Source organism: Acinetobacter sp. NIPH 542 (assembly GCF_000369825.1).
GTDB classification, from domain to species: domain Bacteria; phylum Pseudomonadota; class Gammaproteobacteria; order Pseudomonadales; family Moraxellaceae; genus Acinetobacter; species Acinetobacter oleivorans.
This window is the reverse complement of the sequence record NZ_KB850206.1, coordinates 339,706-360,478: the sequence shown is the minus strand read 5'-3', so window position 1 is coordinate 360,478 and position 20,773 is coordinate 339,706. Positions and strand designations below refer to the sequence as shown.

The 20,773-nt window shown below is 38.9% G+C and carries 15 protein-coding genes; 9 read left to right on the top strand and 6 right to left on the bottom strand.

Translation table 11 applies throughout. The features are described from left to right. Window positions 1–693, bottom strand: coding sequence for an ABC transporter ATP-binding protein (locus F886_RS07315; protein WP_005303339.1), 693 nt, complete (start codon window positions 691–693; stop codon window positions 1–3). A gap of 44 nt (window positions 694–737) precedes the next feature. Between F886_RS07315 and F886_RS07310 the strand changes: the two genes are divergently transcribed. After that, window positions 738–1,361, top strand: coding sequence for an arylesterase (locus F886_RS07310; RefSeq protein WP_005303337.1), 624 nt, complete (start codon window positions 738–740; stop codon window positions 1,359–1,361). Between the two features lie 35 nt (window positions 1,362–1,396). Here the strand turns inward: F886_RS07310 and F886_RS07305 are convergent, their stop codons facing one another. Beyond that, window positions 1,397–2,011 carry a carbonic anhydrase gene (locus tag F886_RS07305; RefSeq protein WP_004793989.1) on the bottom strand — a complete coding sequence of 205 codons (615 nt, stop codon included), beginning with the start codon at window positions 2,009–2,011 and terminating at the stop codon, window positions 1,397–1,399. Window positions 2,012–2,296: 285 nt separating this feature from the next. Between F886_RS07305 and F886_RS07300 the strand changes: the two genes are divergently transcribed. Together F886_RS07300 and F886_RS07295 are read left to right on the top strand one after the other, a co-directional pair. Next, window positions 2,297–3,322, top strand: a complete 1,026-nt coding sequence (locus F886_RS07300; RefSeq protein WP_005303335.1) for an alpha/beta fold hydrolase — start codon at window positions 2,297–2,299, stop codon at window positions 3,320–3,322. 26 nt (window positions 3,323–3,348) lie between these two features. Then, entirely contained in the window at window positions 3,349–4,356 is a 1,008-nt protein-coding gene (locus F886_RS07295; protein ID WP_005303333.1) for a hypothetical protein, read from the top strand. 23 nt (window positions 4,357–4,379) lie between these two features. On the opposite strand, the gene F886_RS07290 is transcribed toward F886_RS07295, so the two are convergent. Together F886_RS07290 and nfuA are read right to left on the bottom strand one after the other, a co-directional pair. Then, the gene (locus F886_RS07290; protein ID WP_005303331.1) at window positions 4,380–6,644 is read right to left on the bottom strand and encodes a TonB-dependent siderophore receptor; all 2,265 of its coding nucleotides are present in this window, start codon (window positions 6,642–6,644) and stop codon (window positions 4,380–4,382) included. 169 nt (window positions 6,645–6,813) lie between these two features. Next, a complete protein-coding gene (gene nfuA, locus F886_RS07285; protein WP_005303330.1) occupies window positions 6,814–7,452 on the bottom strand; it encodes a Fe-S biogenesis protein NfuA in 639 nt (212 codons plus the stop codon). Between the two features lie 157 nt (window positions 7,453–7,609). On the opposite strand from nfuA, the gene F886_RS07280 reads away from it, so the two are divergent. The 5 genes from F886_RS07280 (at window position 7,610) to F886_RS07260 (ending at window position 13,449) form a co-directional block, all read left to right on the top strand. Continuing rightward, window positions 7,610–8,227, top strand: coding sequence for a rhomboid family intramembrane serine protease (locus F886_RS07280; protein ID WP_004793994.1), 618 nt, complete (start codon window positions 7,610–7,612; stop codon window positions 8,225–8,227). A 170-nt stretch (window positions 8,228–8,397) separates the two neighbouring features. Next, complete coding sequence (locus F886_RS07275; RefSeq protein WP_005303328.1) at window positions 8,398–10,074, top strand: arylsulfatase; 1,677 nt, start codon at window positions 8,398–8,400, stop codon at window positions 10,072–10,074. Next, complete coding sequence (locus tag F886_RS07270; protein ID WP_005303326.1) at window positions 10,071–11,075, top strand: SUMF1/EgtB/PvdO family nonheme iron enzyme; 1,005 nt, start codon at window positions 10,071–10,073, stop codon at window positions 11,073–11,075. The genes F886_RS07275 and F886_RS07270 overlap by 4 nt, the downstream gene beginning before the upstream one ends. A 107-nt stretch (window positions 11,076–11,182) precedes the next feature. Beyond that, window positions 11,183–11,347, top strand: coding sequence for a hypothetical protein (locus F886_RS19700; protein WP_005303324.1), 165 nt, complete (start codon window positions 11,183–11,185; stop codon window positions 11,345–11,347). Between the two features lie 554 nt (window positions 11,348–11,901). Then, window positions 11,902–13,449: a hypothetical protein gene (locus F886_RS07260; RefSeq protein ID WP_005303322.1), complete on the top strand. Its 1,548-nt coding sequence runs from the start codon at window positions 11,902–11,904 to the stop codon at window positions 13,447–13,449. A gap of 42 nt (window positions 13,450–13,491) precedes the next feature. Here F886_RS07260 and F886_RS07255 read toward each other — a convergent pair whose 3' ends face one another. Both F886_RS07255 and F886_RS07250 read right to left on the bottom strand, forming a co-directional pair. Continuing rightward, window positions 13,492–14,826, bottom strand: coding sequence for a D-serine ammonia-lyase (locus tag F886_RS07255; protein WP_005303320.1), 1,335 nt, complete (start codon window positions 14,824–14,826; stop codon window positions 13,492–13,494). A gap of 164 nt (window positions 14,827–14,990) precedes the next feature. Beyond that, on the bottom strand, window positions 14,991–16,622 hold the full coding sequence (locus tag F886_RS07250) for an inorganic phosphate transporter (protein WP_005303318.1): 1,632 nt from the start codon (window positions 16,620–16,622) through the stop codon (window positions 14,991–14,993). 464 nt (window positions 16,623–17,086) lie between these two features. On the opposite strand from F886_RS07250, the gene metH reads away from it, so the two are divergent. Then, the gene (gene metH / locus F886_RS07245) at window positions 17,087–20,773 is read left to right on the top strand and encodes a methionine synthase (protein WP_005303316.1); all 3,687 of its coding nucleotides are present in this window, start codon (window positions 17,087–17,089) and stop codon (window positions 20,771–20,773) included.

Genomic DNA, 20,773 nt, shown 5'->3' with positions numbered 1-20,773 from the left:
TTAACCACCCTGTACTGTCTTTAGTCGGCCGTCATCTAACTCAACATGACGCTGACAAAGGGCTGCTAAATTACGATCATGAGTCACTAAAATCAGAGTCGTACCTAACTCTCGATTTAAATCAAAGAGCAAGCTTTCAATTTCTTGTGCTGTCTGACCATCTAAGTTTCCTGTCGGTTCATCCGCAAAAATAATTTGTGGTTCGGCAATCAGAGCTCGTGCAATCGCCACACGTTGTTGCTCCCCTCCAGATAAGACTTTAGGCGTTTGTTCAACCTGACGACTAAGACCTACTCGATGCAACCAATCTAAAGCTTTTTTCTCTGCGGTTTTATAATCAAAATCCTTACGTAATCGTAAGGGCAACATTACATTTTCAAGCGCACTCAACTGAGGTAAAAGTTGAAAAGACTGAAATACGAAACCAATATGCTGCATTCTAATTTGGGCACGTTGTTCCTCTGTTAATTGATGAACAGCTTGACCACACAGCCAAACTTCACCTTCAGAGGGTTGATCTAAAGTTGCCAAAATTCCCAGTAAGGTCGATTTGCCTGAGCCAGAACGCCCAGTAATTGCCACTTGCTCCCCTTCAAAAATCTCTAAATCGATATCTTTTAAAATCGTAAACTGATTTTGGTTAATCTGAATAGTTTGTGTAACTTGATGGGCAGCAATGATGGGTTGTGGCATGATGTAAAAAGTCCTATGTATTCAGAATCAGGGTCGAAGTACAAATGTATAAATCTTTTTTGATTGGTTCTAAAAGCATCATGCTCATCTCATTAAGTATGCTGCCTATGCTTGTATCGGCGAAAACTATTTTAATTTTAGGAGATAGTATTAGTGCCGGTTACGGAATTGATCCCAAACAAGGTTGGGTACAATTACTGCAAAAACGCTTAGACCAACAGTATCCCAAACAACACAAAGTGGTCAATGCAAGTGTTAGTGGAGAAACAACCAGCGGCGCTTTAGCCCGACTACCTAAGCTATTACAAACTTATAAGCCAAATGTGGTCGTGATTGAATTAGGTGGAAATGATGGCTTACGTGGTCAACCACCTCAAATGATTCAAAAAAATCTGGATCAACTCATTCAATTAAGCCAAAAACAAAAAGCCCAAGTTATTCTTTTTGGCATGAAAATTCCGCCAAATTATGGGGCTGCGTATAGCAAAGTTTTTGAAAATAACTATAAAGTTGTCAGCCAAAAATATCAGGTAAAATTACTACCATTTTTTCTTGATGGAGTCGCAGGTCAAAAACAGCTTATGCAAAATGACTTGATTCATCCAAATGCTCAAGCACAGTCAAAATTACTTAATTTAGCTTATCCATATATAAAAGGTGCCCTGTAGGCACCTTTTAGTTTTAAGCATTATTATTAATATAATCAGAAATCAAAGAAGGTTACTTCACCAGTTTCTAGCGAATATTCTGCACCAACAACAATCAACTCACCTTTCGCAATCAGGCTCTCTAACACAGCCGAACCATGACGTAATTGATTTACCGAAGCAAAAACGTTTGAACGTACCGCATGACATGAAAGTTTTTTCAAATCATTTTTTAAATCAGTCTGCATTAAAATTTCAACTGACGGACGAACACGGTTCACAATCGACATTAAGTTAGATGATGGCGGGTGATCAGGATTCATTAACGTATCAATTGTCGCCTGAATAGCGCCACAATGACTATGTCCTAATACAACAACAACTGGACAGTCATAGCGTTCTGCCGCGAACTCAACACTACCGACTTGTGAAGGAGCAACCACATTACCAGCAACACGGATTACGAATAAGTCACCAAGACCTTGATCAAATACCATTTCTGCTGGAACACGTGAATCTGAACAACCTAATACAATCGCAAACGGATTTTGATCCTTTGCCATTTCAGCGCGTTCATGATGCGATAAGGTTTTTGCAAGGGAACTATTTCCATTTACAAATCGTTGATTACCAGCTTTCAGACGATCTAAAACTTCTTGCGCGGTAGGCATTTTATATTTCCATTGTTTTTTCAAGGTTGGAAATCATTTTAATGTGTCAAAATTTGAATGTCACTGACAAAAAATTAAATCATTTCCCATGAAAAAATTTAAAAATACGATCTCTATTTGAATGTAATGTTTATCGCAAATTCCTTACTGTTTAGCGAAAAAATAGACATACTTTGGTTCTCGGATTGACTATAATTTTTCTCCTTTTGATCATTTGGCAAATGACTCATTGGCAAAGTTTTTCAATAATTTTCAAACTCGCTTATGCTTCAAGGATGAAATCTTATGACGACGCTGTTTGTATCAACCAAAACAACCATAAAGAAAACAGCTATGGCACTTGCCTTGGCTTGTAGCCTTACAACAATAACAGGTGTTTTTCAGACGCAAGCAGCTGATACCATGGATATAAACTTTCAGAATATTTTACAGCAAGAGCGCAGTTGGGCAGGTTTACAAAGTAAAAGTTTAAAAGTTGGCGAGGTTACATGGTCATATAGTGAAGGTGGTTCTACGGCTAAACCGACATTGCTCCTTATTCATGGATTAGGAGGGAGTCGTGATAACTGGAACCGAGTTGCGCGTTATCTCACAGCAAATTATCACGTTATTATTCCAGACTTACCGGGTAGTGGTGAAACCATAGTTGCACAGGATTTCGACTACTCAGTACCTAATCTTGCCGAAAAGTTACGTCGATTTGTTGAAGCTGCAAATTTAAAAGGTCCAATTCACATTGCTGGCCACTCACTTGGTGGTTCGATTGCCCTACTCTATGCTGGACAATATCCATTTGAAACTAAAAGTCTATTCTTGGTTGATAGTGGCGGTATTTTCCGTTCTGCAAATACAATTTACCTAAAAGATCCAGCTTACTTAAAACAACTTTTAGTATCTAAAAAAGGTGACTTTAATTATTTGTTAAAGCAAACCATGTTTAATCCTCCATTTATTCCTAAAGAGTTCCTTCAAGCTCAAGAAAAGCTGATGATTAATCAGGCGCCTCAAACGCAAAAACTGGTTGATCAGCTTATTGCACTCAATAAAGTCTATACGCCAGATTCATTTGCAGTGCTCACCAAGACAATCGATGCCCCAACACTGATTTTATGGGGTAAGCAAGATAAGATTATTAACGTAGAAGTAGCAAGTGAACTAAAACGACTTTTAAAGAATGCCCAGCCTCCGGTTATTTTAGAGAATGTCGGCCATATGCCAATATTGGAAGCCGAGCAGCTGGTTATTCAACAATATGTACCGTTTTTACTTAAAGTAGAAACAAATCAGTCTTTAAAAACGACTACACCTTAAATAAAACTTCGGACTTGTGAGACCTTATGTCTACCCAACCGCTTATAGAAAAACTCATTGAAGCTCATCTTGATTTTTTAGATGAGGAATTTGCTCAGCCCCAAATCATTCAACAAGAATTTGAGCAATTTTATCATTGGTTGGGTAGTCAGCAACTACAACACCTCTGGACCTTTGAACAAATTCAGCAGCTGATTCAAAAGCAGATTTTAGAAACTCCTGCTTCTGATTTTCTGCTTGAACAAATTGCAGAACATATTCGCTTTGCACTTATTCATCCAGCTAATGAAAATACAACAATTGAAGATGTTATTCCTGTTTTAACAATTGATGGAATTGCGCAATACGTTGCAAGTAAAGAAGAGCATCGTAAAAAAATCATTAAAATGATTGTGAATAATCCTGCATTTTCAGCACTCTTGACTCAATTGATTCAACAAACAATGCATGATTACTTAGATGAATCAATGTCAAAACGTGTACCGGGTGTAGGCCGTTTTATGAAAATGGGGAAATCTGTTCTAGAAACAGTGACTGATTCAAATTTAGACGACACGATTAATCATTATTTGCAAAAGAATATTTTAAAACTAAGTCAAATGAGTGAGCGCGTTTTAAATCAACATTTTGACAATGACAAGCTCTATCATTTTCAGGCAAATGTTTGGCATAAAGTTAAATCTATGCCACTTTCTGTTTTAAAAAACTATGTAGAAGTTCAAGATTTATCAAAGACTGTAGGTTTAGGACACGAGATTTGGGATCACATGCGTCAAACTGATTACCTGAAACAACAAGTCCATGATGGTATTTACACATGGTATGTTCGAAATCAGGAACGTAATTTTGACTTGCTACTGCATGATCTCAATATTAATGAAAGTTTAATTCAACATGAACTGACTCAGTTACTTGTGCCTGTATTACAGCAATTAGTTATAACGGGACATTTAAGACGCCGCGCCCGTGTTTACCTAGAGAAATTTTATTATTCTGAAAAAGCATTAAATATTATCAACAACAAAGGCGCTTAAAGCGCCTTTGTTATTTGTCTTGATTAGAAAGAATATTTTAAAGAAGCGTAATAAGCTCGGCCTGGCTCATTGTAGGTTTGGCTGATCGAATTACTGTCTCTTAAAATTTGTTTATCAAACAAGTTACTTACGCCAACACGCGTACTAATATTGTCTGAAATTTTATAACCAACATTAATACCAGCGGTGCTATAGCTTTTTACAGTACTTGGCTTAATCGCAGAATTTGTTCCACCTGAACCAATGCCCGATTCGAGTCTATTTTCAGCAAACTGGCGAGATTTTTGACGGCCATATTGAGTGAATACAAAATTCACATCTAACTGATCTGTAATGTCGTAATCAAAAATTGAGTTAATCGTATAATTTGGAACTAAAGATAATGGGTTACCCGTTTGCTTATCTTTCGAGTCCATCATGTAAGTAAAGTTATTGGTCCAGCGAATGTCGCCAAAGTCTAACCCCAAACTTCCTTCAAAACCTTGAATTAATGCTTTAGGCGTATTTTCCCAGCGTAAGATATTCCACTTGGTATTGGTCACAGCTCCTGTATTTGCATTGGTGCTTGAACCATCAACTGTTCCGACAACATTTGTACCCGCCACAATCTTATCTTTATAGTCATTGCGGAACCAAGTTAAGCTCGCATTCACGATATCTTTTTGGAACTGAATGCCTAACTCTTTGTTTACCGAAGTTTCTGGTTTTAAATCACCATTACCTTGCAACAAGCACCGTGACTCAATATTGGCCGGGCAACCATTGCCGTTCGTACTGAGTAAGTATCCTTCGGCATTTTGATACATGTTTGGTGCTTTATACGCTTTTGCTACCCCACCTTTTAAAGTGAAATAATCATTGAGTCTTTGAGTAATGTTTAAGCTTGGGCTCCAGTTAGAACCAGATTTGCTGTGATCATCGAAACGCAAACCTAATACGGCATCGGTGCTATCAGTAAGTTTTAAGTTATCTTCGATATATGCAGAAGCAATACGTGATTCCATTTTACTGCGATTGCCTTTAGCTAATTGATCGCCATAACCTGAACCGCTGCTGTCTGCTCCCTGATTTGTCGAAATATTATCTTTAAATCTGTCTTCAACCCATTCAGTACCAAGTGTTAATACGTGTGGTACATAATATTCAAAAGGAATATTGGCTTCACCATTTAACCGAAGAGTTTCTAAGCGTGAAGTGGCTTTGTCATCCAGATTATTAATTTTTCCTTCTGTGCTGCCGCCCAGACCTTCAGGAAGACGTTTATTGTGAGTTTTATCATATTGAGCAACTAACTTGCTTTTACCCCAAGACCAATCCCCTTCATGCGTTAATGCATAACTATCGCGGTACATGGTATTGGTTTCTTTACCAATAAGTTCCGAAAGAATCGCATCCGCTTCAGCATTTGCATTTAACTGAGAGTCACCAGAATAAATATTACCTTGTTTACTAGAAGAGACATCAAGCAAGACAGTTTGTTGATCTGTTGCCTGCCAAGCTAAACGGCCTGAAATATCTTTATTTTTAACACCTTCACGGCCAGCTGCGGTACTGCCTATTGATTTATTAATATCGACATCGTCAGCTTCTGTTTTATTGTAATTACCATATAAACGATAAGACAAAACGTCTTTAATCAATGGCCCACTTACGTTAAAGCCAACACGATTTGATGCACCTTCTTTAGAGTCTTCAGGTTGTGAAGTATAAAACTCTACTGAGCCATGGGTTTCATTCGTCACTTTTTTAGTAATGATGTTAACCACACCACCTGCTGCACCCGAACCATAACGAGCTGCGGCTGGTCCGCGTAAAACTTCAATCGATTCGATTGCTTCTGCTGGAACCCAGTTTGAATCACCTCGTGTATCACGCTCTCCTTTCCAGCCATAACGAACTGAATTACGAGAGTTAATTGGTTTTCCATCCACTAAAATGAGTGTATTTTCTGGCCCCATTCCACGAATATCAATTTGTCTATTATTACCACGCTGCCCCGTTGCACTGTTGCCTGTTAAATTAACACCCGGCATACGGCGTACATAGTCAGAAATATCATTACGAACTGGTAGTTTTTCTAAATCTTCTTTGGTAATAACCGACACACCGAGCGATTGCTTCACTTGCTCTTCAGCAGTTACAAAAATTGTTTCCAATTTCACAGGTTCAGCAGGCTTTTCTAATGCTTGTTCAGCTTGTTCTTGCTCATTTTGTGCAGCATAAGCCATAGACATCATACTTGCCAGTACTGAAACAGAAAGCACTGACTGGATAATACGCTTCGACATAAGTATTCCCAATATATTGATTTATTAAACATCTCTCATTTTAAGTTCGGCATTGTAACAAATCTAAATAAAATTACAAATGATATTGATAATAATTATCATTATTTATATTGAATAATAAAAAAACCTCATTGCGAGGCTTTTTTATGTCACTTTTCAAATAATTTAATTATTTGAAATAAGCACCTTCTGCTTGCGTATGGTCAGTTTGGTCAACCACACGTTGGAGCTCAGGAATCTGCTCTTTTAAAGTAGTTTCAACGCCCTGTTTCAAGGTCACGTCAATTGCAGAACAGCCTTGGCAACCACCACCAAACTTCAATACAGCAGTTAAACCATGTTCTGGGTCATCTTGTACTTCTACCAAGCTACAATTTCCGCCGTGCCCTGCAAGGCCTGGGTTAATTTCTGCTTGAAGAATGTAAGTAATACGTTCTTCAATTGATGCATCTGGACCAACACGTGGAACCTTAGAATTTGGTGCACGGAAAGTGAGCTGACCACCAAAACGGTCCTTGTTGTAATCAATTACAGCATCTAAAAGATATGGAATAGATGGTGCATCAATATACGCAGGAAAATCAGGATAGTCCTGTTTATAATCTGTTGGGATCACTTCTTCTGGCGCACTATATGCCATACAACATTCGGCACGTGGCGTACCCGGATGCTCAACAAAAATTCGAACGCCAATTCCCGGAGTATTTTGCTTCGTTAATAAATCGTGCAAATACTCTTGTGCAGATGGTGTAATCAAAAGGTTTGGAATTTCTTCTGCAACAGCAGTGTTGGTGTTCTCAGTCGACATAACAATATTCCTCAAGCTGATGCCTTTATATTAACCGAAGATGAGGTGGATTTAAAAAAAATCAACTAAATTTGTCGGATTTATACACAACAGGGTTTCAACTTAAGTTTTTAATGGCATTATTGAGCCAGTATTGATCATTTTTTAAATATTTCTTATGTTGCATTTGCCATTTAACCATACAGTTACTCTTATTATTATTACGGTCATTATCTCTTTAATTGCTTTTAGCAACCAAAACGTGATGAACCGGCTGATTTTTTGGCCACCTGCAATGCAACGTGGACAAATTGATCGCTTCATTACCCATGGCTTTATCCATGCCGATGGAACACATCTACTTTTCAATATGATTACCCTGTTCTTCTTTGGCAGTATTATTGAAAGTTTTTATCGCCAATATTTCTACGACATGGGTTTTGTATTGTTCTATTTAGGTGGCTTAATCTTCGCGATTTTACCAAGCTATTTACAACATAAAAATGATGCGAATTGGGCCAGCCTAGGCGCCTCAGGTGCTGTTTCAGCAGTGTTATTTGCTTATATCCTATTCCAGCCGTGGAAGCTCATTTTCGTATTTTTCATTCCTGTGCCCGCTATTATTTTTGCAATTTTATATGTGGCATACAGTATTTGGGCTGGTAAGCGCGGTAATACCCATATTAATCATAGTGCTCATTTATGGGGTGCGGCTTACGGAATCATCGTAACAATTCTACTTGAACCAAAAGTTATTCCGCATTTCTTAGACCAACTAACTCGCCTTCCTTTCTAAACAAAATAAATTAAAGAAAGGCCCCTTGTGGGCTTTTCTTTTTTTCTCATTAATTTATCACTATAAATTCTCAGTCTTTTTTCTGATTATCTTTGATCATTTCTTTGTTTTGATTGCAAAAACCATCTGATTAAAATCGTGCCAATTCTTTTAATAATTCAGATGATACAATGAAGTACAAAGCAATTTTATCTAGTCTTTCCATTGCTTTATTTAGCTTATCTCTGGCTGGATGTAATGACAACGATAATCAAGAAAATGTAGCAACTACACCTAAGCAACCGAATATCTTATTTATTATGGCTGATGATTTAGGCTATTCAGATTTAGGGGCTTTTGGTGGTGAAATTCACACCCCTAATATTGATAGTTTGGCTCAAGAAGGTCGCCTTTTAACGGATTATCATACTGCCCCGACCTGTTCTCCAACACGCTCTCAGCTCATTTCTGGTACTGATCATCATTTAGCTGGTATTGGGGCAATGGCTGAACTCACACCGGAACATTTAAAAGGACAACCAGGCTACGAGGGATATTTAAATGAACGCTCTCTATCTATCGCACAAGTACTTAAAGATAATGGTTACCGCACTTACATCAGTGGTAAATGGCATTTAGGGTTAACCCCTGAAACCAATGCACATGCAAAAGGTTTTGATCATTCATTTACTTTATTACAAGGTTTAGATCACCACTTTAAGCAAGCGCCAAGTGCATTTAAACGAAATTCAACTTATACAGAAGATGGTCAGGTTATTCCTGTTTCGGCTTTGCCTGATGACTTTTTCTCGACAAATTATTTTACTGATAAATTACTGAGCTACTTAGACTCTGGCAAAAATAGTGGCAAACCGTTCTTTGCTTATGCTGCCTATACTGCGCCTCACTGGCCAATTCAAGCACCTGCTGAATACCGTGAAAAATATCGCGGAGTTTATGATGTCGGTTACGATGCGATTCGTAACGCACGTATTGCTAAGCAAAAACAGCTTGGAATTATCCCTGCAAACTTTGAGGCAGCAGAACCAATTGCAACTCAAAATGCCCCACAAAAATATGGAAAATGGGATGAGTTAACAGCCGAACAAAAGGCATTAGAAGCCCGTAAAATGGAAATCTATGCAGGCATGGTAGAAAACCTCGATGCTAACGTCGGCCGAATTATCCAATACCTCAAACAAAATAATCTTTATGACAACACTTTAATTTTCTTTGTTTCCGATAACGGTGCCGAAGGTTTTGTACGTGGCGGATATGGCAGTGAATCCGGTTTTGATAACTCTGTAGCAAATGTGGGAACACCAACTTCATATCACTATATTGGACCACGTTGGGCCGAGGTCAGCGCGGCACCATTTCATTTATGGAAAGATACAGCTGGTGAAGGTGCAACCACTGCCCCTGCTATTGTGAAATTACCGAACCAGAAAAAAGCAGAAGAAACCAATCATAGCTTTGCATCTGTACTGGATGTTTTCCCAACTTTACTAGAATATGCTCATATTCCAGTACCTCAAGGCCAATACAATGGTCGTACCATTAATACGCCATCAGGGATTTCATGGAAGCCTTTACTTGAAAATAAAACTACTACCATTCGCCCTGCAAATTTTAGTTTTGCCGATGAATTACATGGCAGCAAATATGCAAAACAAGGTGAATGGAAAATTGCACTTCAAGGGCGCCCTGAATTAGGTACAGGAACTTGGGAGCTATACAACATTAAAGCGGATCGAGGGGAAAGACAGAACGTTGCTCAGCTTTACCCTGCTAAAGTGCAAGAACTCTTATCGGTCTATCAGAAATATACTGAAAAAAATGGTGTGCAGGAATATAACGCCAAATGAGATTAAAACTATTTTTAGTTACCGCAATCAGCCTGTCTTTTATGACAGGCTGTAGCCAATCTTCAAAAGTTTCTGAATCAGCACCCTCGCCTCAACAGCCAACGTCTTTAGCTGACCTAGGTTCTATTGAAAAGTGTAAAAACTACTCTGGACTACCTCAAGGTTGGCTCAAACAGCCTACAGCTGGAATGGTGTTAATTGCCGATGGGCATTTTAATTTTGGTTCTGAGAAAGCCTATCCCGATGAACTTAATTTTGGAAAAAAACAAAGAGAAGTTAAAGGATTCTGGATTGATCAGACTGAAGTTACGGTTGCTCAATTTGCAAGCTTCGTAAAAGCAACGGGCTATATTACCGATGCCGAAAAACAAAAGCAGGCCGCTGTTTTCTCACCAGATCCTCATCATCCACAGCAATGGTGGCAGCTAAAATCTGGATATACATGGAAAACGCCAAATGGCAGTAATAGTGCTGTAGCCAATCCTAATGAGCCTGTGCGATATGTGAGTAAAAATGATGCTGAACATTATGCAGTCTGGCTCGGACATGATTTACCAACAGAACTCGAATGGGAATATGCAGCTAAAGCCAATTCAAAAACTGATACGCCCTTACATCAAGCTCCTACCGATAAACACCAACATCCACAAGCAAATTACTGGCAAGGTGAATTCCCTTTTCAAAACCTAAATCAAGATCACTTTAAAGATGTAGCACCGGTTGGATGTTTTGCGGCAAATAATTTCAAAATATTTGATACGATTGGAAATGTATGGGAATGGACATCCTCTCCTTACCAAGGTGCTCATGACCAACATATGGGAAATTATTCTGATTTAAGACAACAACAAATTGCGAGTACACAATATGTAATTAAAGGCGGATCTTTTCTATGTGCTCAAAATTATTGTTCGCGTTATCGAAACAGTAGTCGTTATCCGCAAGACTTTGATTTAGCAGCAACCCATGTTGGCTTTCGAACAATTTTAAGATCTGATTAGTTTCTTTTAATTGGAATTAGTAAATATATTTTTAACGAAAAGTAGATCGAAAAATAATCAATATATTTCTATAGTACAAAGGAGAATGATAAAAAAGTGAGAACATGATGAAAGCATTATTTCTCTGTATAGCAGCAATTTTCACAATGTCATTATCAGCCTGTGCAGTTCATACACGGGAAGGTAGTATTGTGATTGATCCAGATTCACCTTATCACAATCATCCCGGAGACTTTTGCCCACCAGGACAAGCTAAAAAAGGACGCTGTTAGAAACACTCATTCTTCAACTAATTTTGAAGTTAAGTTAAAGAAATAGAGTTTCATTGAATGATAAGCTGAGTACATAAATAGAGGGTTCCAACCCAAAAATAGATGGGATGAAACTAGAAAATTATGGTGTAAAAAAATCACCATATCCCCAAGATTTTTAAAAGACAATCTTACGTTGTCTTCTATCTAGTTTCACCCCAATTCTTTCTTATTCCGTCTGACTTCTCTTATCCTTTAAGAAAAAAGTCTAGTTTTTAATCATTTCTGCATCTGTATTATTGATACATTTTGAACATTTTACCTTCAGGTTAAAACTGATGTATTTGCTTCATACAAAATAATCATTTATGTAACGTAAGTCTATAAAAATGTTCTAAAAATGTGAAAAAAAATAAGGTCAAAATGAGATGGATTTATCATAAAAAATTGCTCTTTCAAGTTTCATCACATAAATATTCAATATTATTTTGTCAGTTATTGCCACTCGTTTCCTTTCATTGGCATAGATAATGTATACATCTGTATATTAACCCAGTCTTATAACGAGATATTTTATGTCCAGCACAAGTCAAGTCGAAGGTCTACAATTTCCAGTACATGCCTCAACAAAAAAACAAAGCACATCTCTTACAGGCCAAGAGATTTTGTCAGAGGCTTTATCTGTTGTAGATAATAAAACCGCGCAACAAGTGTTGAATGAAAAAAACTGGCGAAAAAACTACCCTATTTATTTTAAAGCGCTTGTTAAGCAAGGCATCTCAAATAGCAGCAATCCAATTACTATTGCTAAGCAGGGCTTGCATAAAGCTCACCACCTTTTTGACTACTATCGTGATAGTAAACATTATCTTTTAAAAGATGCGGTTCATATTGCTTCATCTACCCCCCTTCATACAGTAAAACTTAAAGGTGAAAGTGATGCAGCCCCAGAGTGGTATGTTCCTTACAAAGGGCAAAAGCTCAGTGGACAAAGCTTACTAGACCAAATTCAACGTTGGGAAGAGGCTGGTATTATTGAACCAAGCCATGCAAAAGCTTTGCGTGAAGCTACTGCTCATCCAGAATGGTTTGATTTATCTGACCGTACCATGGTGTTGTTTGGTGCGGCTTCAGAAGCTGGTCCTCTACCTTGGTTAGCCAAATGGAAAGCGAATATTATTGCTGTCGACTTACCAAACCCACGTGTCTGGGGCAAAATTTTAAATACGATTCAAAAAGGAAACTCAACACTCATTGCTCCAAGTGTTGAACAAATTGCTTCCTCAGCAAAAGCTTCTGAATTAAAAGATAAATTGGGTGCAAATTTATTGACTCAATTACCAGAGATTGCACAGTGGCTAGTGCAGTTTCCACAAAAGTTAGATTTAGCCGCAATCGCCTATTTAGATGGTGAAAAGCACGTTCGTGTGTCCATGGCAATGGATAGCATTATGCAATATGTGAGCGAGCATAAGTCTGATACCAGCCTTATGTTTATGTGTACGCCAACCGATGTTTATGCAGTTCCTAAAGAAGTAGCAAAAGCTGCTCAACAAAAATTTAAATCACGCACAAAACTACAAAAATTGGCAGTGAAAGGTGTTTCTACACTTTCCTTAAATCGTTTTTTCCAAGCGCCTTATCAAGACCTGATTGATTGTGAAAATGGAAAAACTTATGGTATTGCCGACTGTCTAGTGGTTGAACAAGGCCCAAACTATGCTTTGGCAAAACGCATTCAACAATGGCGTGCTATTTTGGCCCGTCATCAAGGACAACACGTCAGTATTAATATTGCTCCATCTACAACGACTCACTCTGTGACTAAAAATCCATTATTGAAAGCAGCTTTTAATGGTGCAGAGCTTTTTGATGTAGAAGCGTTTAGTCCTGAAACGACCAATGCCATTATGGCGGCACTCTGGATTCATGACTTAAGAAATGAGTCTTCTGTGGCAAATCCTGAAACTGAACTGGACCATCCGCTTGAACTCATGATGGAAGGTGCTAACCACGGCGGATTATGGCGTGTTGCTTATTTAGCAAGAACTGCCCTGCCTTTTGCTGCAATCTATGGCTTTGCAACCGAAAAACTACCTTTTGGAAAATCATCTAAAAAATAGTTTAATTAAAGCCCAATTCTAGAATTGGGCTTTTTTCTGTGTTTATTTATTTTGAAAGTGTGAAAGATATTTTTGCATTTCATCAGGTGGTACCATACCACCTCCTGTCGCCCATACCACATGATTTGACTGCTGCAACTGTTCAGCTGATAGTTGATGTAAAGCCAAATAATCAGGACTCGTCTGAACATAATATGGACCCATCATTCCTGCCACAGCAGAAGGTTCAAGCTGAATGTTTTCAGTTTGATTTAGAAGTGCTATGAGTTCATACAAACGTTCATCATGAATGGTGTAATAGCCATCAATTAACTGTTGCATAGCACGTCCAACAAAACCTGAAGCACGTCCTACTGCAAGTCCATCTGCGGCGGTAACGTTATCAATACCAATGTCATTTACTGAAATCTGATCATGCAAGCCTGTGTGGACACCAAGTAACATACAAGGCGAATGGGTTGGTTCAGCAAAAATACAATGTACATTCTCACCAAAAGCCAGTTTCAACCCAAAACTCACGCCACCTGGGCCACCACCGACCCCACACGGCAAATAAACAAATAATGGGTGCTCAACATCAACTTTAATCTGTTTTTGCTCAAATTGCTGTTTTAAGCGTATTCCTGCAACGGCATAGCCTAAAAATAATGTTTTCGAGTTTTCATCATCAATGAAAAAGCAGTGTGGATCTTGTTCTGCGGCTTTTCGTCCCTCTTCAACCGCTACACCATAGTCACTGGCATATTCCACAACATTGACGCCCAGTGAACGCAGTTTGTCTTTCTTCCACTGTCTCGCATCGGCAGACATATGCACTGTGACTCTAAAACCGAGTTTGGCGCTCATAATGCCAATCGAAAGCCCAAGGTTGCCTGTAGAACCTACTGCAATTTGATACTTAGAAAAAAACGTGCGAAATGCATCTTGGTCGAGTTTAGTGTAATCGTCTTCCAACTTGAGAAGCCCTGCCTCAATTGCCAATTTTTCGGCGTGAGCCAAGACTTCATAAATACCACCACGCGCTTTAATTGAACCTGAAATAGGTAAATGACTATCTTTTTTTAGCCAGAATGCTCCACTCAGTTGCACTTGTTCTGTTGAGGAAAGTGCTTGCTGCATGTTCGCAATTTCAACGATATCTGATTCAATTTTTCCATGTTGTGCTTGAGTTTCAGGAAACACTTTTGCTAAATAAGGTGCGAAACGCGCTAGTCTTGCTTCTGCTTCACTTACGTCCTCTGCTGTGAGTCCAACTTTTTCTAAAGCTTCTGTTAAAGGATAGCGATGTGGTGTAAACCAAAATGTCTCTTTATAGGCTTGCAATGTCTCAATAAGTGGGAATTGTTGTTTTAGCTGATCTATTTGAACCGCATCCATAATCTATCCTGATATAAAAAGTTTAAGCTCAGCTTTTAAAGCTGTTTGACGCCTTATAACGACTTGTTAATTTATAATTGAATGTACATGAAAATAGACTGAACTTTAAAAAGAAACAAATAAAAAAGCCACTGTTCACAGTGGCTTTAATGTTTTAAATGCTTTTATACAAACTGCAAGAATAACCAGTACAAACCGCCTGATAAACAGATTGTTGCAGGAAGTGTAAATACCCATGCAGATAAAATTGTTTTCACTGTATTGAAGTTTAAGCCTGATCTATTCGCAACCATAGTACCTGCAACAGCACTGTTTAAAACGTGTGTTGTTGAAACAGGCATACCTAAACCGTCAGCAGCTGCAATTGTACTCATTGCTACAAGCTCAGCAGACATCCCTTGGCCATAAGTCATATGATGCTTACCAATACGCTCACCTACAGTCACAACAATACGTTTCCAGCCAACCATGGTGCCTAAACCAAGTGCCAAAGCAACTGCTACTTTCACCCAAGTTGGAATGTATTGTAAGAATGAATCTAAGCTACTACGGTATTCTTTCACAAGTTTTTCTTGTGACTGATCCATTTTTGGTAATGCATTCGCTTTATCCAAACGCTTAAACGAAGTGGTACTTAAATACATGTCATTACGAATTTCGCTAATTGCAGCTTCTGGAATATCTTTTAAGTTGCTATAGCTAGAAACACGCTCACCCAAGTGGTCAGTCATGCTTGCCAATGCAGGCACTACTTCTGGAGTTTGCTGTTTAGTTTGAATGTATTTAGTCAGAATAAGACGTGCTTTTTCATCAGTTAATTCTGGCTGATTTTGATTCAAAAAAACGGCAGTTTGAGAAGAAAGCTGATGGAATGATTGAACTTGTTGTGTATCAAGGTTTTTATTTAATGAATAAGCCAACGGCACCAGACCAACCAAAATCAGCATGATGAGACCCATACCTTTTTGACCGTCATTAGAACCATGTGCAAAACTTACACCTGTACAGGTAAAGATTAAAATTGCACGAATGATTGCTGGTGGTGGTTTATTACCTTCTGGCGGCTGGAATAATTCTAATTGGCGTTTAAAAACAGTTTTAACCAACAAGAATACAATCGCTGCAAAAGCAAAACCAATTAAAGGCGAAAATAATAAGGCCTTACCGACTTTAATCACCTGATCCATATCAACACCGCTGGTCGTTACGCCAGTCGATGCACTCAACAGATGGTTCATAATGCCCACACCCAAGATTGAACCAATCAAAGTATGAGAACTAGAAGCAGGAATACCCAAGAACCAAGTACCTAAATTCCAGAGAATCGCAGCAATAAGAAGCGCAAAAACCATTGCGAAACCTGCACCGCTACCCATGTTCATAATCAGTTCAACAGGCAACAATGCAATAATGCCGTAAGCGACTGCGCCGCTTGCAACCATTACCCCAAGAAAATTACAAAAACCTGCCCACATGACTGCAACTGGTGCAGGTAAAGCATTGGTGTAAATCACTGTTGCTACTGCATTTGCAGTATCGTGGAAGCCATTTACAAACTCAAAGCCTAAAGCAATCAAGAGTGCAGTAGATAAAAGGATAACCGAATAAAGACTCAAAGGTGGTACGTGTGCTAAATCAGCACTCACCTGAAATCCAATATAAATAAGTGTTGCAACAATAATCGTCAGAAACACCGGCATAAAAAACTTAGGTGTCGGGACATGTACATTCGTCGATTTGACTTGCAGGTTTGCCGCAAGTTTTGAATCCGAAACAGGGGGTAGATTAGAATTCATGCAGACGGTAAGAGGATAAAAAAATCCTCTGTATTCTTAAATTAAATTATGACAATTATATGACAAAGCGGCGCCTGATGAAGTCAATTTTTCATATTTTGACCTCATTTGATGCACCTTTCCTCTATGAAATTTATTTTATTATTAAAATACAATAATTTAAATCAATTTACCTCTTCCTTATTTATGACTATTTTTAAAGCAAAAATATATAAAAAATTACCCGAATGCTTGTTTTTTAAACAGCATAATTATCATAAAACGGAATATTGGCGATGAAATATTTCAATATCATGATCATTTTATGAATATTTGATGAAAAAACAGTCTCTATTTGTCATAAAAACCATTTTTCTAATGAATCTATTACAAGTGAATGGTGGGTCGTTATAGCTCATCAATTGCGCAACTATTCTGTTACAATAGCGCCGCATTTTTAAATTTGTACGATATCGGGGTTTTTTATGTCTACGCTTGCCACCCTAAAAGCGCTTCTTGCCAAACGCATTCTGATTATTGATGGTGCGATGGGTACCATGATTCAACGCCATAAATTAGAAGAAGCCGACTACCGTGGTGAGCGTTTTGCCGATTGGGCACATGACTTAAAAGGTAACAATGACCTTCTTGTGCTAACTCAACCCGAAATCATTCAAGGTATTCATGAAGCTTATCTTGATGCAGGCGCAGACATTATTGAAACCAACAGCTTTAACGGAACGCGTGTTTCAATGTCTGATTACCACATGGAAGATCTTGTTCCAGAGATTAACCGTGAAGCAGCACGTTTAGCTAAAGCAGCTTGTGAAAAGTATTCAACCCCAGATAAACCGCGTTTTGTAGCAGGTGTACTCGGTCCAACATCGCGTACCTGTTCAATTTCGCCTAATGTAAATGACCCTGCCTTTCGTAACATTACGTTTGATGAGCTAAAAGAAAACTATATTGAAGCGACTCATGCACTGATTGAAGGCGGTGCAGATATCATTTTGATTGAAACCGTTTTTGATACATTAAACTGTAAAGCTGCAATTTTTGCGGTGAAAGAAGTCTTTAAGCAACTTGGTCATGAATTACCACTCATGATTTCAGGGACCATTACCGATGCTTCAGGTCGTACCTTAACAGGTCAAACTGCTGAAGCGTTCTGGAACTCTGTACGCCATGGTGACTTACTTTCAATTGGTTTCAACTGTGCCCTTGGTGCAGATGCTATGCGTCCTCACGTTAAAACCGTGTCTGATGTTGCTGATACGTTCATTTCTGCTCATCCAAATGCTGGCTTACCAAACGCTTTTGGTGAATATGATGAAACACCAGAACAAACTGCGGCCTTCTTAAAAGAATTTGCAGAAAGTGGTTTAATCAATATTACCGGTGGTTGCTGTGGTACGACACCAGACCATATTCGTGCGATTGCCAATGCTGTAAAAGACATTGCACCACGTCAAATTCCTGAAACTAAGCCAGCTTGTCGCTTAAGTGGTTTAGAACCATTTAATATTTATGATGACTCATTGTTCGTTAACGTCGGTGAACGTACCAACGTTACCGGTTCAAAAAAATTCTTACGCTTAATTCGTGAAGAAAACTTTGCCGAAGCTTTAGAAGTTGCACAGCAACAAGTGGAAGCTGGCGCTCAGATTATCGACATTAACATGGATGAAGGGATGCTCGATTCGCAAAATGCGATGGTACATTTCCTAAACCTTGTGGCATCTGAGCCAGATATTTCACGTGTGCCTATCATGATTGACTCATCAAAATGGGAAATCATTGAAGCAGGCTTAAAATGCGTACAAGGTAAACCTGTTGTTAACTCGATTTCGTTAAAAGAAGGTTATGACGAGTTTGTCGAAAAAGCTCGCCTGTGTCGCCAATATGGTGCTGCAATTATTGTGATGGCCTTTGATGAAACTGGTCAGGCCGACACTGCTGAGCGTAAACGCGAAATCTGTAAACGTTCTTATGACGTTTTGGTTAACGACGTAGGCTTCCCTGCTGAAGATATTATTTTTGACCCGAACGTATTTGCAGTGGCAACAGGTATTGAAGAACACAATAACTATGGCGTCGACTTTATTGAAGCTACAGGTTGGATTAAACAGAATTTACCTCACGCCATGATTTCTGGCGGTGTATCGAACGTTTCATTCTCATTCCGTGGAAATGAGCCTGTTCGTGAAGCGATTCACTCTGTGTTCTTGTACCATGCCATTAAACAAGGCATGACTATGGGTATTGTAAATGCCGGTCAAATGGCAATTTATGACGATATTCCTAAAGAACTCAAAGATGCAGTTGAAGATGTTGTTTTAAACCAGAACCAAGGTGAATCTGGTCAACTTGCGACTGAAAAACTACTTGAAGTCGCTGAAAAGTTCCGTGGTCATAGTGGTGCTCAACGCGAAGCAGAAAATCTTGAATGGCGTAACGAACCTGTAGAAAAACGTCTTGAATATGCTTTGGTTAAAGGTATTACCACCTACATTGACGAAGACACAGAAGAAGCTCGCCTAAAAGCCAAACGTCCTTTAGATGTAATCGAAGGCGCTTTGATGGACGGCATGAACGTTGTTGGTGACTTGTTCGGTTCAGGCAAAATGTTCTTACCTCAGGTTGTGAAATCTGCACGTGTTATGAAGCAAGCTGTGGCTTGGCTCAACCCGTACATTGAAGCTGAAAAAACAGGTAGCCAATCTAAAGGTAAAGTCCTGATGGCAACTGTTAAGGGTGACGTACACGATATTGGTAAAAATATTGTAGGCGTGGTACTGGGCTGTAATGGTTACGATATTGTTGACCTTGGCGTGATGGTGCCTTGCGAGAAAATCTTACAAACTGCAATTGATGAAAAATGTGACATCATTGGATTATCAGGTCTGATTACGCCATCTTTAGATGAAATGGTGTTTGTTGCGAAAGAAATGCAACGCAAAGGCTTTAACATTCCTTTATTGATCGGTGGTGCAACAACTTCAAAAGCACATACAGCAGTAAAAATTGATCCTCAGTACCAAAACGATGCGGTGATTTATGTTGCCGATGCTTCACGTGCTGTGGGTGTCGCAACCACTCTCCTTTCAAAAGAAATGCGTGGGAATTTTATTGCAGAGCACCGTGCTGAATATGTCAAAATTCGTGAGCGCTTAGCTAACAAACAGCCTAAAGCTGCCAAGCTAACTTATGCAGAGTCTGTTAAAAACGGCTTTAAAATTGATGAGAGTTATGTTCCTGCAAAACCAAATCTTTTGGGAACACAGGTCTTAACAAATTACCCACTTGCAACACTTGTAGAATATTTTGACTGGACACCATTCTTCATTTCTTGGAGCTTGGCAGGTAAGTTCCCGAAAATTTTAGAAGATGAAGTGGTTGGTGAAGCGGCAACTGATCTGTACAACCAAGCTCAAGCAATGTTGAAAGATATTATCGACAACAACCTTTTTGACGCACGTGCTGTATTTGGTATGTTCCCTGCTCAGCGCACAGATGCCGACACTGTCAGCGTATTTGATGAAGCTGGCCAAAATGTTACGCATACTTTTGAGCACTTACGTCAACAATCTGACAAAGTCACAGGTAAACCAAACTTGTCTTTGGCAGATTACATTCGCGCTGACCGTGAGCAACAGGATTACTTAGGCGGTTTCACTGTATCGATTTTTGGTGCAGAAGAATTGGCAAATGAATACAAAGCCAAAGGTGATGACTACTCTGCAATTTTAGTTCAATCACTAGCTGACCGTTTTGCCGAAGCTTTTGCAGAACATTTACATGAACGTATTCGTAAAGAGTTCTGGGGTTATAAAGCTGATGAACAGCTTAGCAATGAAGAGCTGATTAAAGAGAAATATGTCGGTATTCGCCCTGCACCGGGTTACCCAGCTTGCCCAGAGCACTCTGAAAAAGCGGTGTTGTTTGACTGGTTAGGTTCTACTGACAAGATCGGTACTAAACTGACTGAACACTTTGCGATGATGCCACCATCTTCAGTAAGTGGTTTCTATTATTCTCATCCTCAAAGTGAATATTTTAACGTAGGTAAAATCTCTCAAGACCAACTTGAAGATTATGCAAAACGTAAAGGTTGGACACTTGATGAAGCAAAACGCTGGTTAGGACCGAATTTAGATGATTCGATTGCTTAA

What these genes read in the sequence shown, in the direction of transcription:
- F886_RS07315 (WP_005303339.1), bottom strand. Translation starts at nt 693, where the DNA reads ATGCCACAACCCATCATTGCTGCCCATCAAGTTACACAAACTATTCAG.
- F886_RS07310 (WP_005303337.1), top strand. Translation starts at nt 738, where the DNA reads ATGTATAAATCTTTTTTGATTGGTTCTAAAAGCATCATGCTCATCTCA.
- F886_RS07305 (WP_004793989.1), bottom strand. Translation starts at nt 2,011, where the DNA reads ATGCCTACCGCGCAAGAAGTTTTAGATCGTCTGAAAGCTGGTAATCAA.
- F886_RS07300 (WP_005303335.1), top strand. Translation starts at nt 2,297, where the DNA reads ATGACGACGCTGTTTGTATCAACCAAAACAACCATAAAGAAAACAGCT.
- F886_RS07295 (WP_005303333.1), top strand. Translation starts at nt 3,349, where the DNA reads ATGTCTACCCAACCGCTTATAGAAAAACTCATTGAAGCTCATCTTGAT.
- F886_RS07290 (WP_005303331.1), bottom strand. Translation starts at nt 6,644, where the DNA reads ATGTCGAAGCGTATTATCCAGTCAGTGCTTTCTGTTTCAGTACTGGCA.
- nfuA (WP_005303330.1), bottom strand. Translation starts at nt 7,452, where the DNA reads ATGTCGACTGAGAACACCAACACTGCTGTTGCAGAAGAAATTCCAAAC.
- F886_RS07280 (WP_004793994.1), top strand. Translation starts at nt 7,610, where the DNA reads ATGTTGCATTTGCCATTTAACCATACAGTTACTCTTATTATTATTACG.
- F886_RS07275 (WP_005303328.1), top strand. Translation starts at nt 8,398, where the DNA reads ATGAAGTACAAAGCAATTTTATCTAGTCTTTCCATTGCTTTATTTAGC.
- F886_RS07270 (WP_005303326.1), top strand. Translation starts at nt 10,071, where the DNA reads ATGAGATTAAAACTATTTTTAGTTACCGCAATCAGCCTGTCTTTTATG.
- F886_RS19700 (WP_005303324.1), top strand. Translation starts at nt 11,183, where the DNA reads ATGAAAGCATTATTTCTCTGTATAGCAGCAATTTTCACAATGTCATTA.
- F886_RS07260 (WP_005303322.1), top strand. Translation starts at nt 11,902, where the DNA reads ATGTCCAGCACAAGTCAAGTCGAAGGTCTACAATTTCCAGTACATGCC.
- F886_RS07255 (WP_005303320.1), bottom strand. Translation starts at nt 14,826, where the DNA reads ATGGATGCGGTTCAAATAGATCAGCTAAAACAACAATTCCCACTTATT.
- F886_RS07250 (WP_005303318.1), bottom strand. Translation starts at nt 16,622, where the DNA reads ATGAATTCTAATCTACCCCCTGTTTCGGATTCAAAACTTGCGGCAAAC.
- metH (WP_005303316.1), top strand. Translation starts at nt 17,087, where the DNA reads ATGTCTACGCTTGCCACCCTAAAAGCGCTTCTTGCCAAACGCATTCTG.